Consider the following 13,787-nt stretch of genomic DNA (forward strand, 5'->3'; position numbering starts at 1 on the left):
TGAGCGGTGGAATTTCAAACACCGGCACGGTCATGCTGAGGTCTTGCCGGAAGATACAGCCCGACGGATAGCGATAATTTCATTCGCCTTTTTCCCTTCCCCCGTTCCGTTATAAACACTGCGTGGGGCAGAAAACCCTTTAACTGCGAATCCGGCATACATCTCGCGGATGTTCTCGGCATCATGGCTGGAAGCCACCACATGCACCCCTTTCTCCGGCAGAGTATTCAAAATGCCCACCAGCTCGCGTTGTTGGGCTTCAGAGAATCCGCTTGCGTGATAACCTGTAAATTTGCCCGGATTGACATAAGGCGGGTCACAGTAGACCACGTCACCTTCACCGGCCAGTTTCAGCGTTTCTTCATAGCCTGCGCAAAGCAGATCCACATTTGCAAGGCGGTCAGCCATGTAGCGGATTTCTTTCTCTGGCAGATAGGGTTTGCGGTAATCGCCCCAGGGTACGTTAAACTCCCCTTTACGCTTGTTGTACCGGCACAGACCACGATACCCGTGGCGGTTCATGTAGATGAACATCGCGGCCATACGGACTGGCTCAGCTGTACGTTCGTTAAATTCTTTACGGATCGCATCGTAGTGTTCGCGAGTACGGCACGTAGCATAGAGTTCAGACAGTGCAGCAATAACGCTTTCAGCAGCGTTGCGGATGGTGTCGTAAGTGTTGATTACGTCGGCGTTGATGTCAGCCAGTACGTAGTTTGAATACGCGGTATTCATCATCACTGCACCCGAACCACAGAAAGGTTCGATCAGACGGGCACCCTTTGGCAGCGCCAACTTCAGCTGAGCCATGACGCCTTGCTTACCCCCAACCCACTTCAGAACTGTATTCATTATTTCACCATAGAAAGCGGGCAACCCCACGTTGCCCACATGAATGGATAAGGCTTACTTGATGCCGTTTACCAACGCTTTGCGCTCTTCGACGAGATTACGGTTCTCATCGTGTGCCAGGAACGCTTCAAACTTCTCTGGATAACGGACGGCCAGCTTGACGATATTGGTTTCCAGAATACGGCCATAATGGATACCGGAGGCCGATGGGAAAACACCCAGGCTATACCAGTTCAGGTCGCCGAACTCTTCAGACAGGTTAACCAGGTCCAGCGACTGTCCTTCAATCGTGTTCACCAGCGCTTTGCAGATTTCTGCGGATTCAGTAAACACACCCAGAGAGGCATGCAGAATGCGCGAGTCGATTGCACCCAGGGAACCGAGGCCGATATTGTGTGCTTTGCCGTCAAAACCAGTCATCATCATGGTGTTGGTGTCGTCATGCAGCTCATCAGCGGAAATGGACTCCGGCGAAAGCGTGCCGATCAGGTCTTGCAGGTCGGCCAGGCCTTTTTTAAAGCGATTAATGTCAATCGGTTTACGGTAAAAAATACCTTTTTTAAACTGGTCCAGCATTTCACCCAGTGAGTGAGCCGCTGACAACAACAGATACAGGTGAGGCACACTCACGCCGCTGATGTTAGGGATCACCGATTCGGTGCGAAGGGCTTCTTCATGGTATTGCTTCAGTTCCACGTAAAATCCTCAAGTTTCTTTATTGCTGGTGGAGCAAGAGGTAACTTTTGAAAAATAAATGTTACCCATGCGGGAGAAAGTGCTCTCATCATAACCGTTGACGTTTCCCATTCCCTTCGAAAAGGCGGTCAATTTGTCGTTGTTTTTCAGTGGGAAATGCCAGCAGCTTTGCACGATTGACGTGCGATTGCTTTTGGTTAACAAAACAAACAGTTAGTGCGACTTGTTAGAATCTGACTGGCATGATGATGTCGCAGCAGTCATCGCCGAAGCCGATTTCCAACCCTGTTACCGTGTCTTTCAGGGCAACAGTTATTTCTGTTTCTTCGTCTGAATGTGAGATCAAGCTATTCAGTGCGCGAAGCAGGTATTCGCAGTTGATGCCGATTTCAATTTTGTCTTCCTGCTCCCCTGACACTTTTTCGATATCCAGCACTTCCTTGCACTCGATCAGGTTTTGATTAGGGGACTTAATCATCAGCGCATTACTTTTGAAAACGAATACGCCTGTACTGTTCGCATTCTTACTGACTGCGCCTGCATTGATGAGCGGCAGCGCACGGCTTAATGCGTCACGGAGCACCAAGGCATTTATGCTGAACTTCTCTGTATTGTGCTTAACAACACCTGCAACACGATGCCAATCGGGATAGCTGCCATTAATCAGATTGGAGACCAAGGTGACATCACCCAGGTTAAAGGTCAGGTAACTTTCGCTGTAGTCAATACGGAAATTTCCTTGGTTTGCACCCAGCAACTTCATGAGGATAGGACATACTTCGATCGGCAGGATGACCCCAGAAGAAGTCCCAGACAGAGATGCAGGGGCTACTGGTGTCACGATCTCTTCTTGTGGTTCGTTCGTAAACAGTACGTCTTGAGTCATTACAGACATTCGGTGCCCATCGGTCGCGACGGCGTTGAAGGTATTTTTATCCAGACTCAGGAAAACCCCATTCATGTAATGGCGAACGTCATTCTTACCCGCAGAGTGCATGACACGTTGCAAGGTTCGATGCAGCATATTGGCAGGGAAAGTGATGCTGTACTTGGCTGTCAAATCGGACTCGTCTACAACCGGGATTGTGTCCATACACAGAGGAATGTTGTAAGCATTTTTGCCGGTACGAATGATGAGGCGATTTCGGTCTTGGTCGCATCGTACATTCACGGTTTCTTCACCTTTCATGTTACGGAACAAGGTGCTGATATGGGTTGCAGGTACAGAGGCCACCATATCACCGTTGGCTTTATGGACCACTCCACGGGAGATCACTTGCCCGGTATTGTAATCAACACCGAGCGCGCTCAGGTTGTCCCCTACCAGGGTCAGGGTCAACATTTCCAATACTTTGAACTGAACGTTACCACGCTTAATGATCATGCAAGGCGCATCGATGATACGCAGCATGTCATTTGCAGAGATGTCGAAGCCTGGCAGATCTTTGAAGGTACGCTTCTTTGGTGCCGCTTGCTGATTCAGAGTTGTGGTCATGTCGGATCCCTATAATTTAGTAAGTAGTCATAATTAGACTACCTCGACCCAAACTGGTGACGAATAGCAAAACAGCGAATTATTTAGGATAAGTGAAGTATTATGGCTTCACAAAATAAATGGGGTCACTTGACCCCATCGCCTTCTGTTAACGCAGACAATCCGCCATAGTAAAATATCCGAGCCGCCGCATCATGTCGTACATCTGGCGGGCTTTACCGTTAGGACCTTCGTGCTTACCCAATTTGTAGATCAGAACGCGCATCCCCATCAACACACTTTCTGTATCGGGTTCACCTTTGAGCAGGGGCTTATCTGTATTCTCCAGCCAGGCTCCGTGCTGTGCAAAATGCAGAATATCCCCGGCCAGTAATTCAGGCTGCTGTAACATAAGATGGCAAGTAGTGAGTGCAAACTGAGTTGCTTCGGCTTCACTGACGTTCAATGTAATTGCCAGATCAGCCGCTGAATTAACGGTCATAGTGCATTCCTTTCCCATGCCTCTGGGTTCCCTCCCAGCGTCAGCACCAACGCCTTGAGTCTTTCCGTTTCCGCATCCGCTTCCAGTCGTTCAGCACGAAGGCGCTCATTTTCAGCTGTCAACTGCTCGTTAGCCCCACGCTCAGAGTTAACTTCATCTTGAAGTCGCTTGAGTTCAGCCGGATTGTCTCTGTCTTGCTTGGCTTTTTCACGGTAGAAAGTCAGTTGCTTGCCGAATGAGACGTTCAGTTGCTGGAGGGCATTAAATTGGCGCAACAAACCTTGATAGTCAGGAGCCGGGGAATAGCTGCCTTTGTAATCACCGGACAGGTTAGCCAGCGTTGAGATCAGCTGTGTGATGAGCTCTGAGGGGGCCGTGACTTTTCGCAGATTGTCAGCACAGACCCCTTTCTCTTTCAGCGTCTCAAGTGTTTGGTTCAAAATCGACTTCATGTTCATGATGAATTACTCCGGTTGCTGATGTTGAAAAAAGTTCACTCACCTACGCGAGCATTATGCTGACCAAGGTTTACCCACCGCATCTAATGCGGCGATAACGGTTTGACGATAGGCGGCAACTGCCCCCGCGACCTGTGCGGTATAGACCCTGTCAGAAGATAAATCGACGGGTTGGTTGATGTGCTCCACCAGACGATCCAGCGCCGCAATTAGGTGCGTGACATTCTCATAGCCAAAATCACTGTCTGCCCGGTCATACAGGGCGATGACGGCATGGTGATGTTCGCCATGCTCTTCGAAGTGCTCGCGAAATTCGTCAGCCAACGCACGCATCGTAGCGATAGCGGAATGCGTTTCGGGTGTCAGCAATTGCGATGCCGGTTGTTTCAGGCGAGCATGGTGGCAGCGGACCCAGGCATTCCATTCCACGTTGAGGTCGATACGTTCAGAGTCATCATCATCATCGACAAAGCCTGCGGCTACTAGCTCAGCGGCCGTGGCGTGGTTGATGTTTAAGCGCGATTGCAGATCCTGTATGAACAACTGCCGCAGGTTCAATAAGCATGGGTCTTTCATGGTGTGTCCTTCTGGATAATTTGAGATAGCATAACGTGGGTGATATGGCTCACGAAATTTTTGCGTAGAAAACCCGCTGGTTTAGCGGGTTGATGATCTGGCTGGGTTACTTGGGGCCACTAAAGGTGTTTTCGATAACTTTCTGACTGCGTTCAACCCAGTCGCTGCTGTTTTCACAGTTAACGTTGGCTTCGAATACCTGGCGTGCGGATGTGTACATGGGGCTGTTGTACCCCCCACGATTGGCAAGCATGACGCGGATGCCGTTGAGGTAGGGATAAATCGGGTCCTGCAAGATAGTCTGATCCACATCACCAGCTTGCTGACAATGCTGGGTGCGCATTTTAATAATGTCCTGAGCAACCTGTAAGCACTCAGGGCAGCTGGCTTTGTAGGATTGGAATTCTGCCATTGATTTTCCGGCAACAGGTCGCCCACTCGCATTGGTAGGAATTTCAGCAAAGGCACTGGTCATACACAATGCGGCAATGGCTCCGGCCAGAAATGGTACGCCACGGATACGTTTAAACATGTTTTTTCACCTTGTTAATGTTCACCCAGACGGGTAGCTCGATCCTACTACGGACATGATTTCCACTCGCCCGAAAAGGCCAACAAAACGAGGACTAAAAACGATGACATGGAGCCAGGCTAAAGATAGCTTATTCATATCGTATATGATTAGGCGTAAACATGGAAAACACCACGCAACACCGGAACTCATCGTTACAACAAGACGTAATGTACGTATTGCTTAAAATTAGGGCGCGTAACAGCAATCCAATTCCTTTCACAGCCATCTTCTCGATCCTTAACAAAGGCCGTTCCCGTGAGGTAGAACGCCCCAATTTGCGCATATCTTGTAGAACGTTGGTGGAGCGAAGGCTGTTGCTCAAGTACCGTGACCCACGCTCACTAAAAGTCGCGTACACATTAAGCGAGATTGGCATTGAATTGGCAGAGACTATCCGCAAAGGGCGCGAGGACGAATGAGGAAAAGAAGACCGGCACAGGGCGTGCCGGTTCAAAGGCTAACCTAAATAACGACGGCTAATGGAAATAACACTGCGACGACGAGCTGGTAATAAAGCTGCTTGCTTATCAATTACACGCTCGGCATTATCGACTTGAAACTTCACGCGGTAGCCCTTCCCTATCAGCGCTCGCCGCATGTGTCTGTCCATTTGGTCACGCGACCAGCCGAAGGCAAATTCACGATCACCACCACTACCAGATTGAGGCCCAGCGATGATATCGCGGACCCGTTGTTTCAGAAACTGACCACGAAGGCCGTATCCGGACAGCTTCCGGCGTAGCTTTTTAGTCGTCATTGAGTGCGTAGACTGTCCGTTTTTCACGTTATTTCTCCACTTGTTACGCCCAAGGGGCTAATTGATACGTTGGCCTGGCATTGGATTCGATCTGTCTCCACGTAGTGAGGCTTTGATAATCCCTATGGATTGCTCAATGCCACGGGTATCTTGCCCTTTATTGGCAAGGATGTGCTTTTGCTCATTCAGCGCCATGATGGCATTTTCAACACCAGCACTAAACACGTCAGTCTTCACCTTTTCAGTGGTGATAACACCATTGGTGACAGCCTCAAATCCATTAACGATTTCGTTAAGTGCCAATGCGCCTTCTGGCTCAAATTGTTGGTAGTTGTGTAAGTCAATGAACGGCAGCAGGTTATCCAGCAGGCCGCGTAGCGCATAGAACATTGTCAGCAGATACAGGTTGTCATTCTCAGTCGAACTGTTATCGGCGATTTTTTTTGACAGTGTTTCTTGGGCTTTCGCGTTATACCGAGTTGCCCAAGCCTCACTCACGCAAGCCAAGAAGCGTTCCCCTTCTTGTTCGGTCGCTTCCAAACTCGGGACGCCAAAAGAACTTGGTAAAGCCTCTCTCCAGGGGATCCGAGATAAAAACCTCCATTAAATGGCTATTTTCAGCCAGGAGGGTATGTTCATGGTGTTGAGCGCCCATCGCGAGTTCATTCAGGGCTTTAGTTGTTTTTGGGTCAATCATGCTGATTTTCCATATCAGCGGGATGCGTATGCACTGGCGCGCGGCCATGTCGCATGTGGTACAGGGTATCGCGGTGCTGTTTGGCATCCATCGTGTTATTGTTTTTGTTTCCCCAAGACAACGATGAAATTAATTTTTTGAAGAACGCTTTCAATTTAGCCTCTCTGATTTACGGCAGAATTTATTTCTTAATCAGTGATATCTGCGAGTGAAAAGTGGTAACACAAGAATGCTACCACCGGTTTAACCGCTGTCGAAACACCTTATCTCGGCAACAATCCACAATCTCCGGCAATGGTTAAAACGTCACCATTGCGGATCACAACACCAATGTTACGGATATGCTCAATCTTGCCTGCCGCACATTCACTGGCCTGCGCCATTTGCGTAACCAGCTGGGAAGATGCTGCGGTAGCCTTATCCAGTGCCGCTTCAGGGGTATTCAGGAAGAATACATAGAATGTAGCAACCGCCCCCAGCATGACCATCATCACACTACGAAACAGCAATGACGCAACAGCAAAGCCTGCCACAGCAATCCCCGCGTAACTGAGTGCCTGGCCGATACTACCGTTGTTGAGAATGGCATTCAGTGATGCCTGTATTTCGTTCATGTCAGACTCCGAGAGATAGAAACAGTAATGCAGCCCGGAAGGCTGCATAACGGAACGATGGTGGATGTTAGAATGGTGGGTCGTCGGTATTTGGCGCACCCCAACCGCCTTGGCTGTGCTGTTGCGAATTTTGTTGCGGAGCACCCCATCCTCCTTGCTGGCCGCCAGGTGCATTATTCGGTTGATTATTTGCCTGGCGGGGGTTTTGCTGGTTCTGTTGCTGCCCGCTGGCAGGGGCTGAACCGAGCATTTGCATAGTGCCACCAGAAGCCGGATTGACTACGATCTCAGTCGTGTAGCGATCCGTGCCGCTTTGGTCTTGCCACTTACGCGTGGAAAGTTGTCCTTCGATATATATTTGCGAGCCTTTGTGCAGGTACTCACCAACAACATCGGCTAATTTTCCAAAGAAAACAACGCGATGCCACTCTGTTTTTTCTCGTTGCTCACCCGTCTGCTTGTCACGCCAGGTTTCAGATGTTGCGATTGAAATATTGGCTACAGAGCCACCATTTTGCATTGCACGGAGTTCGGGATCTTGGCCGAGATTCCCGACAATGATGACTTTGTTAACACCACGTTGTGCCATACGACTATCCTTCTGGTATTGATGGTTGACTGAATTACCATCTTTATTTTACGGATGTGCGTCAGATGACAAACCTTTAAGGGGGACAAAATGGGGTGCTTTTCCAGAAACATTCTTAGGGAAAGGAAAATAAAAAAAGCCCGGAAGCCGGGCATGGTGATCGTTATGTCTAACGAGGTAAAACACTTTTTTTATATTTAATAGTGGTGCTGGCTAACTGTATTGCATTCCCTGGTGAGGCGCAATTGCTATAGGAGTTGTGATGCCAATTCCGCAGCATGTTTTTGAGCAATATCAGGAATATCGATGGCAGAGATAAGCGCATGCTTAGCGCCGTCAGCACTGACTCCGTACACCACCCATCGTAGCGTATCGCCAGGCGCTGCAACCAGCTCATCGACATCGCCGCTCGCCGGAAGATCAATGATTTCGTTACCGATACCTTCGGCACCGTAAGCAATGCGGATAAAGCCGTGCCCTGTTCCCAGAGGCAATTCGTTAAGGACAAACTCACGTAGCGACACGAGTTCTTTCTCAGCGGTTTGTGTTGCCAGATAATGAAGGTTTGGGATGCGGCTTAAAATTTCAGCCGCACTGGCGGTGTCGCGGGTCGTGGACATCAAAATATAAGCAGCCCACAGAGCGCCAGCGTTGAATTCATTTGAAGTTAGTGTAGTCATGGGAGTCCTTATCTTTTTTGTCGCTTGAAGCTTTCGCTTCCATATTGTTTGAAATATTCAGTGAAGCCTTTATCGCTTTCACGCGTTGCAGATTCAGCGGCCGCAGTTGCTTTTCGCATGTCACGCTCGGCGACTTCTTTGCTCAGCTGCATATATCGAGTCATGTTGTCAGAACTGGGATCCGTAACCACCTCTTCATAGGCAGATTGGTAGCGTTCATCCAGTGATAACCCAAACGTGGTTGAACATCCTGCCAGAAAAAAAGCCAGAGGTAAAATGATTAATTTATTCATGTGGTTACGCCATTTTCAGAGCCAGAGTCTGTGTTTCGTTTTACAGATTTTGAGAACCAGACTCGGGCTTTCGTTTCTGATAAGGCCACCAAAGTGATGGCCGATTGAGGTTATTTGGACACAGCAGAACCGACAGACATCAGGGAACCTGCATTGATGAGACCACCAACGCTTTGCGCCAAATCAGCGGGCATAGCCACCACTTTCGCGTTAGGGCTGGTTGCCAGCACAGAGAGAGTCTCAATATAGTTGTTCGCTAACTGGAAACTCATTGCTTCGCGCCCCCCCTCAATCGTGAGTGCTTCAGCCAATTTCGACGAAGCTTTGAATTGCCCATTAGCCAGCGTTTCCAGCGCAGTAGCTTCGCGAACAGCCGATTGCTGCTTCGCCTCTGCATCCAGGTTCATGGCTTCCTTCTTGCCTTGCGCCTCCATAATGGCAGCATTTTTATTACCGGCCGCGAGCTCTTCGGTCGCTTTGCGTTCACGAACCGCAGCAGCTTGCTTTTCCATTGACTTCAGCATTGAGTCGGAAGGTGTAATATCCTGAATATCCACAGTACGCAGGCTTAGGCCCCAATCAACCATCTGCACGTCCATACTCTGACGTAAACGTGCGGCCAGTTCGTCACGGTTGGTCAGCGTCTCATCGAGCTCCATCCCACCAACGGCGTTGCGGATCGTGGTCATGACCAGATTACGCACGGCGGTGTTGAAGTTATCAACCCCGTAGGCAGCTTTTTTCGGATCTGCGACGCGAATGAAACAAATCGCATTAACCTGCGTCATGGCGTTATCTTTTGTGATGGCTTCAATGCCTTTCACTTCGATCATCTGATCTTTCGCCGACATACGGTAGGCGATGTTATCCAAAAACGGGATCAGGATGTTCAGTCCGGGATTTAACGTCGTATGGTATTTACCCAGGCGCTCGACCACCCATTGGTCCGCCTGAGGCACGATGCGCACACACTGGTACAGCGTGATACCGAGAAACACAACAACAACAGCAAGACTGATAAGTCCAATCATGTTTTTTTCCTATCCAATCAACGTTATTCCGCAGTCACTGCGGCGACTAAAACAACACCACTACCAACACTCACAATTCTGACACGATCGTCGCGTGGCAGCACCTCTTGTGATTTACACGGCCATTGCTGGTTACCCTGAACCGGCTTTGTCAGCAAAATCACACTTTCCCCACCTTCCGGTAACGCAAATGCCAATTGACCGACCTCGCCGATCAATGGTTCTTCCACGTATCGCTTCGGCTTATTGCGTGAGAACTTCACCCAGAAAAACGCACAACACACCGTTGCAATGCACCAAATGCTAATCTGCCACTGCAAACTCACATCAGGAGCAATCAGCGTGATAGCTGCTGGAATTATCGCGGCCAGCGCCATCCATAGGCCAAAAAAAGTCAATGTGAACAGCTCAATAATGCCAAAAAGTGCGCCCAGTCCCACCCAAATCCAAACCACTGTAACCCCCTTAAAACATCTAACCGATCATAAAAACGTAAGCGGCCAACTTGTAGGCCCCGGTGCCGGATAGCAGAGCAATTAAGCCACAGAGAAATGACCACTCTTTTTCACGCCTGCGCATGACAAGGCCATCTGCCCGACTGCACAAATAAGGCATAAGTGACAGCCCCAAAAATGTCAGGCAGGTAATGCTCAGCAATGCAGCAATGCAGCAATGAACGTTAGCAAATGAGCAACCTCTCAGGTGGTCGGATGAAGGATACAAAAATTACGCAGGACGCTCAGCATTAAACGTCCGCAGAATGGGGACGAAAAAAGTACCAGGCGACAATGCCCAAATCAGCAGCAATCCAAGGGATATAAGCCCAGGAATGATAGCTGTCTGGAGAAATGGCAATCCAACTGAGTTGCACCAGTAGTGTGATAATACTGAGCAGCCAAAATGTCATGAGATACCTCAACGATAGTGTTAGTTCGTATGTAGAGAGTTAATCACGAGTCATTCGGGTGACGAAGTTTTCAGGACCTTTTGGGTTACTCCTTCAACGAATTTCCACCGATGGCCGCGACCTTCAAAACCATAGGCTTCACATTCGTAGCCTTGGCGCATCAATGACGTGTTTATGCCGCTGACCGCACTACTCCGGCTCGCCCAGTGATAGCCACCGTTGACGTTTAACCAGTCAACAATCTCAGCAACATGCCTTTGTTTACCATCCCCCATCAACGTTTCAATACGGATCATGGTGCGTTTCCAGTCGGTCATAAATTGTCCCGTGCCTGTGGTGCCCGCAACGGCGATCCGCATATCGTCGTGAAGCTGAGCCCGCAAGATTTTCCCTTGATGACGAGAGCCAGGAACCATGCGAGGTTCAAGCTGAACCCTGAGAGAGTAATGGGCTTCACTGATCTTTTCGGTGACTCCGTCATAACGCAGTTTTCGTGAAGGCGACTTCTCAACTTCCAGCAAACCGATACCCCACTGACGCATGAGTAACAATGGAAAGTCTCGGCGGGCAGACGACTTCTTACAGGCCACATAGATGAGATGGGGAAGGCCTACCTTGTTATTGCGATATGGATAGAACCAGGCCATAGCTTGTTCCAGTACCGGCAAACCGATCGCTTTTTTGCACTCAATGACCTGTACAAAAGGACCTTTCGTGGCAACAAAATCAGGACGCTTTCCGTGGTGTTTTAAATGTACTTCGGGATAGACCTCCCAATGCAGCCACTTCATCCAGGCTTCAACGCACGCGGCAATTTCAGCTTCCGTCATATCGTTGCTGTCAGGCGAAGCGAACTCAGGCTGGTGAGGCAGGTAAGTGGTAAAGCTACATTCCACACCATCATGCGTACCGAAACGTCGGTTGTGTTTAATCATGTGGTCAGCATAGTGACTCATTGGGCATTGACCTCCTGATCTGCCGCAAACATCATTGATAACGCGATAGTGACCTGGGTGACTGTGCGATGGCTAAACGCCATGATATATGCCTGCGCAGCGGCACGAGCGTTCTCGTCTTCCACCTGCGCTATAGTTATGAAAGCTTCGGTATGGCTGGTGGGATATACCCAGCCAGCCCACCAGCTTAACGTGTAATTGAACAGTAGAATAAATGCTGTGAATAGCGTCCAAAGTGTTGCAAACGCAATCAGGCATAACATCATGCACGACAGGAACAACGCGGCCAGTGAATGCCAGCTGTCTACATCAGTGGTGATGACCCGCACAACAAACCCGACGGCACTGGCCCAGAGTGCAACAGACAGTAACCCACGTTTTCGATATTGCTGCTTCGCACCATTTCGCGCCATCATGATTTTGAACCACAACATGAAGAGCGTCAGATAGACTTTTTGTGTGAAAGTGGCGTTAGCCCAGTGAGGACGCACGCTCTTCTCCAGATACTGGTTGGCGTATTTCATCTTAACGTTGGCTCCAGTCGTGCTTCAGTGCAGATATGCTTGGGCGCGGGGCTTTGCCTATCCACTCGCAGCAGGTGAACCAGAATCGGTTAAATTTGTAGGGGATGTGGGTGTAATACCGATCGCCGTCATCTTCTTTGATTTTTTCACCGGCAATGACGGGGTGTTGGTGGCAGAACGGGCATGCCGCTGCACCGTCTGCCATTTCTGGCGCGATCGGGAATTGTGTAGCACCTAACATTTCCGGATCACCCGGCATGCGATGACGCCAGTGGGTGCCTTCTGGCAAGGTGATGAATTCATCGTCCAGTACGTATTCAAAGGTTGGCATCAAGACGTGATGCACACCGTGTTTACGCCAGCGTAACTGCGCCAGAAATTCAACTGTTTCCTCCGGCTTGGATTCCATCGGGACACGGAAGCGATACACGCCGGGAGTGCTTGGTAACCCTTCCCCCTTGGTGCCCACGGGATGCCAACAAACGTTCGCAGTAGGAATTGGATTGTGGTTGGCGTCATCCGCCATTGGTGAAAATGATTGAGAGTCAAACATGATATTCAGCACTCCTTTCGTGCAGATCGCTTTACCGAGTTGAATGAAAACACGCAGGCGCGCGCAGAATGACGAGGGTAGTTTCATCGGCGCACCTGCCCTACAGTGGCAATGCCGTGCAAGATAAACTCTGGAGGGGATCCGTTTTCAATGCGATAGATGGATAAGAAGACAAATAGCGCAACCCAGACAGTCATAAGCGGCGAAAGCATGAACGGCAACACTGTCCAGGTGGTCAATAGGAGCAGGCTCAACGATGCCCCTGCCACAATGAAAATCTGATAAAGCACCAGCTTGTAGTTGGCGACCATACGCAATAGCGCATGTGTCCGAAAGGTTGCATTATGGCGGAAGTTGCGAAACTCAATCCACATCAACCCGATCCAAAAGACATACGGGCTAAGACTGGCAGCGGCGTTAATCAGTAACATATCCCGCAGCGCCATCATCACTGAAGCTCGGTTGGTCTGTGAATATAATTGCCCTTCCGCAAGCAGGTGTACGGCACGAATAAACCCGTTATCCGCAATGTTCAGCAAGAGAACAATGATCGCGAAAACACCGAAGCCAATACGCAGAGCATTGTGTGACATTTCAGAGGTTTTCAAGCCCCAACCGATAGCGGATGTAGCCCCACAAATATAGCCGACACCCAATAGCGTTGACTGTGTCAACGAGGTTTCCTCAAACCCGGCCAGAGAGAACCAGCAAAGGCAGAAAACGCACATCACGCTAAGGCAGCACAAAAGACTACGTCGAGAGATGAGCGGGTAACGCAGTGCGCATGCCGCAATGTGTTGAAGCTCAGCAAACGGAAGAATAAACAAGCTCCGCATCAGCCTGCCCTCCGGCTTTCCAAAGCCAGTCGATTCCGGATCAGTGTGTAACGGTCATGGAAAAGGTGGCTTTCTGCAATTCCACTGGCCTGGCGACTACAGAACCAAGTCACATCATGAACTTGTGCATAAGAGACGTGTTCGGGGTTTGAGGGCCAATGATGCAAAAAACCACGCTAACAGCGTTAGTTCATTGTTTATATTGAAATTGATAGGTA

Annotated in this window: 22 protein-coding genes; 1 reads left to right on the top strand and 21 read right to left on the bottom strand. The window is 49.6% G+C overall.

What is annotated here, in order from left to right; translation table 11 throughout:
• Positions 1–30: 30 nt before the first annotated feature.
• From SJ312_RS15385 to SJ312_RS15415, 7 genes are all read right to left on the bottom strand, one after another.
• Complete coding sequence (locus tag SJ312_RS15385; RefSeq protein WP_042847337.1) at positions 31–852, bottom strand: DNA adenine methylase; 822 nt, start codon at positions 850–852, stop codon at positions 31–33.
• Between the two features lie 54 nt (positions 853–906).
• Positions 907–1,548, bottom strand: a complete 642-nt coding sequence (locus tag SJ312_RS15390) for a nucleoside triphosphate pyrophosphohydrolase family protein (protein WP_052219399.1) — start codon at positions 1,546–1,548, stop codon at positions 907–909.
• Between the two features lie 226 nt (positions 1,549–1,774).
• Positions 1,775–3,043 (bottom strand): DNA polymerase III subunit beta, encoded by a 1,269-nt coding sequence (locus SJ312_RS15395; protein WP_319868064.1) that lies wholly within the window; start codon positions 3,041–3,043, stop codon positions 1,775–1,777.
• A gap of 148 nt (positions 3,044–3,191) precedes the next feature.
• Positions 3,192–3,524, bottom strand: a complete 333-nt coding sequence (locus tag SJ312_RS15400) for a hypothetical protein (protein WP_166267808.1) — start codon at positions 3,522–3,524, stop codon at positions 3,192–3,194.
• The gene (locus tag SJ312_RS15405; RefSeq protein ID WP_042847339.1) at positions 3,521–3,982 is read right to left on the bottom strand and encodes a hypothetical protein; all 462 of its coding nucleotides are present in this window, start codon (positions 3,980–3,982) and stop codon (positions 3,521–3,523) included. Before SJ312_RS15405 ends, SJ312_RS15400 begins: the two co-directional genes overlap by 4 nt.
• A gap of 54 nt (positions 3,983–4,036) precedes the next feature.
• Complete coding sequence (locus tag SJ312_RS15410) at positions 4,037–4,558, bottom strand: hypothetical protein (RefSeq protein WP_042847341.1); 522 nt, start codon at positions 4,556–4,558, stop codon at positions 4,037–4,039.
• A 106-nt stretch (positions 4,559–4,664) separates the two neighbouring features.
• A complete protein-coding gene (locus SJ312_RS15415) occupies positions 4,665–5,090 on the bottom strand; it encodes a hypothetical protein (protein WP_042847343.1) in 426 nt (141 codons plus the stop codon).
• A 103-nt stretch (positions 5,091–5,193) separates the two neighbouring features.
• On the opposite strand from SJ312_RS15415, the gene SJ312_RS15420 reads away from it, so the two are divergent.
• Entirely contained in the window at positions 5,194–5,316 is a 123-nt protein-coding gene (locus SJ312_RS15420; protein WP_256372935.1) for a hypothetical protein, read from the top strand.
• 273 nt (positions 5,317–5,589) lie between these two features.
• Here SJ312_RS15420 and SJ312_RS15425 read toward each other — a convergent pair whose 3' ends face one another.
• The 14 genes from SJ312_RS15425 to SJ312_RS15490 all read right to left on the bottom strand — a co-directional run bounded on the left by SJ312_RS15425 (position 5,590) and on the right by SJ312_RS15490 (position 13,407).
• Complete coding sequence (locus SJ312_RS15425; RefSeq protein WP_162762208.1) at positions 5,590–5,916, bottom strand: hypothetical protein; 327 nt, start codon at positions 5,914–5,916, stop codon at positions 5,590–5,592.
• Positions 5,917–5,946: 30 nt separating this feature from the next.
• Positions 5,947–6,429 carry a hypothetical protein gene (locus SJ312_RS15430; protein ID WP_162762209.1) on the bottom strand — a complete coding sequence of 161 codons (483 nt, stop codon included), beginning with the start codon at positions 6,427–6,429 and terminating at the stop codon, positions 5,947–5,949.
• Between the two features lie 149 nt (positions 6,430–6,578).
• Positions 6,579–6,740 (bottom strand): hypothetical protein, encoded by a 162-nt coding sequence (locus SJ312_RS15435; protein WP_161595381.1) that lies wholly within the window; start codon positions 6,738–6,740, stop codon positions 6,579–6,581.
• Between the two features lie 109 nt (positions 6,741–6,849).
• Positions 6,850–7,200 carry a hypothetical protein gene (locus SJ312_RS15440; RefSeq protein ID WP_042847355.1) on the bottom strand — a complete coding sequence of 117 codons (351 nt, stop codon included), beginning with the start codon at positions 7,198–7,200 and terminating at the stop codon, positions 6,850–6,852.
• A gap of 67 nt (positions 7,201–7,267) precedes the next feature.
• Positions 7,268–7,789 (bottom strand): single-stranded DNA-binding protein, encoded by a 522-nt coding sequence (gene ssb, locus SJ312_RS15445; RefSeq protein ID WP_052219401.1) that lies wholly within the window; start codon positions 7,787–7,789, stop codon positions 7,268–7,270.
• Positions 7,790–8,037: 248 nt separating this feature from the next.
• Positions 8,038–8,313, bottom strand: a complete 276-nt coding sequence (locus tag SJ312_RS15450) for a hypothetical protein (RefSeq protein WP_162762210.1) — start codon at positions 8,311–8,313, stop codon at positions 8,038–8,040.
• 164 nt (positions 8,314–8,477) lie between these two features.
• Positions 8,478–8,762 (bottom strand): hypothetical protein, encoded by a 285-nt coding sequence (locus tag SJ312_RS15455; RefSeq protein WP_042847360.1) that lies wholly within the window; start codon positions 8,760–8,762, stop codon positions 8,478–8,480.
• 110 nt (positions 8,763–8,872) lie between these two features.
• Positions 8,873–9,793 (bottom strand): SPFH domain-containing protein, encoded by a 921-nt coding sequence (locus tag SJ312_RS15460; RefSeq protein ID WP_196053752.1) that lies wholly within the window; start codon positions 9,791–9,793, stop codon positions 8,873–8,875.
• A gap of 23 nt (positions 9,794–9,816) precedes the next feature.
• Positions 9,817–10,248, bottom strand: a complete 432-nt coding sequence (locus tag SJ312_RS15465) for an NfeD family protein (RefSeq protein WP_196053753.1) — start codon at positions 10,246–10,248, stop codon at positions 9,817–9,819.
• Positions 10,249–10,538: 290 nt separating this feature from the next.
• Positions 10,539–10,700, bottom strand: coding sequence for a hypothetical protein (locus tag SJ312_RS15470; RefSeq protein WP_162762211.1), 162 nt, complete (start codon positions 10,698–10,700; stop codon positions 10,539–10,541).
• 50 nt (positions 10,701–10,750) lie between these two features.
• A complete protein-coding gene (locus SJ312_RS15475; RefSeq protein WP_042847368.1) occupies positions 10,751–11,656 on the bottom strand; it encodes a hypothetical protein in 906 nt (301 codons plus the stop codon).
• A complete protein-coding gene (locus SJ312_RS15480) occupies positions 11,653–12,180 on the bottom strand; it encodes a hypothetical protein (protein ID WP_042847371.1) in 528 nt (175 codons plus the stop codon). The genes SJ312_RS15475 and SJ312_RS15480 overlap by 4 nt, the downstream gene beginning before the upstream one ends.
• Before the next feature lies 1 nt (position 12,181).
• A complete protein-coding gene (locus tag SJ312_RS15485; RefSeq protein ID WP_113767330.1) occupies positions 12,182–12,820 on the bottom strand; it encodes a hypothetical protein in 639 nt (212 codons plus the stop codon).
• Positions 12,817–13,407: a hypothetical protein gene (locus SJ312_RS15490; protein ID WP_042847373.1), complete on the bottom strand. Its 591-nt coding sequence runs from the start codon at positions 13,405–13,407 to the stop codon at positions 12,817–12,819. The genes SJ312_RS15485 and SJ312_RS15490 overlap by 4 nt, the downstream gene beginning before the upstream one ends.
• Between the last annotated feature and the right edge of the window lie 380 nt (positions 13,408–13,787).

Origin of the sequence: Providencia sp. CIM-Carb-044 (assembly GCF_033901115.1) — a bacterium.
In the GTDB taxonomy this organism is placed as follows: Bacteria; Pseudomonadota; Gammaproteobacteria; order Enterobacterales; family Enterobacteriaceae; genus Providencia; species Providencia hangzhouensis.

Excerpts from the sequence above, each read along its gene's own strand:
- SJ312_RS15385 (WP_042847337.1), bottom strand. The coding sequence starts at position 852 with ATGAATACAGTTCTGAAGTGGGTTGGGGGTAAGCAAGGCGTCATGGCT.
- SJ312_RS15395 (WP_319868064.1), bottom strand. The coding sequence starts at position 3,043 with ATGACCACAACTCTGAATCAGCAAGCGGCACCAAAGAAGCGTACCTTC.
- SJ312_RS15400 (WP_166267808.1), bottom strand. The coding sequence starts at position 3,524 with ATGACCGTTAATTCAGCGGCTGATCTGGCAATTACATTGAACGTCAGT.
- SJ312_RS15405 (WP_042847339.1), bottom strand. The coding sequence starts at position 3,982 with ATGAACATGAAGTCGATTTTGAACCAAACACTTGAGACGCTGAAAGAG.
- SJ312_RS15410 (WP_042847341.1), bottom strand. The coding sequence starts at position 4,558 with ATGAAAGACCCATGCTTATTGAACCTGCGGCAGTTGTTCATACAGGAT.
- SJ312_RS15415 (WP_042847343.1), bottom strand. The coding sequence starts at position 5,090 with ATGTTTAAACGTATCCGTGGCGTACCATTTCTGGCCGGAGCCATTGCC.
- SJ312_RS15420 (WP_256372935.1), top strand. The coding sequence starts at position 5,194 with ATGACATGGAGCCAGGCTAAAGATAGCTTATTCATATCGTATATGATT.
- SJ312_RS15440 (WP_042847355.1), bottom strand. The coding sequence starts at position 7,200 with ATGAACGAAATACAGGCATCACTGAATGCCATTCTCAACAACGGTAGT.
- ssb (WP_052219401.1), bottom strand. The coding sequence starts at position 7,789 with ATGGCACAACGTGGTGTTAACAAAGTCATCATTGTCGGGAATCTCGGC.
- SJ312_RS15455 (WP_042847360.1), bottom strand. The coding sequence starts at position 8,762 with ATGAATAAATTAATCATTTTACCTCTGGCTTTTTTTCTGGCAGGATGT.
- SJ312_RS15460 (WP_196053752.1), bottom strand. The coding sequence starts at position 9,793 with ATGATTGGACTTATCAGTCTTGCTGTTGTTGTTGTGTTTCTCGGTATC.
- SJ312_RS15470 (WP_162762211.1), bottom strand. The coding sequence starts at position 10,700 with ATGACATTTTGGCTGCTCAGTATTATCACACTACTGGTGCAACTCAGT.
- SJ312_RS15475 (WP_042847368.1), bottom strand. The coding sequence starts at position 11,656 with ATGAGTCACTATGCTGACCACATGATTAAACACAACCGACGTTTCGGT.
- SJ312_RS15480 (WP_042847371.1), bottom strand. The coding sequence starts at position 12,180 with ATGAAATACGCCAACCAGTATCTGGAGAAGAGCGTGCGTCCTCACTGG.
- SJ312_RS15485 (WP_113767330.1), bottom strand. The coding sequence starts at position 12,820 with ATGAAACTACCCTCGTCATTCTGCGCGCGCCTGCGTGTTTTCATTCAA.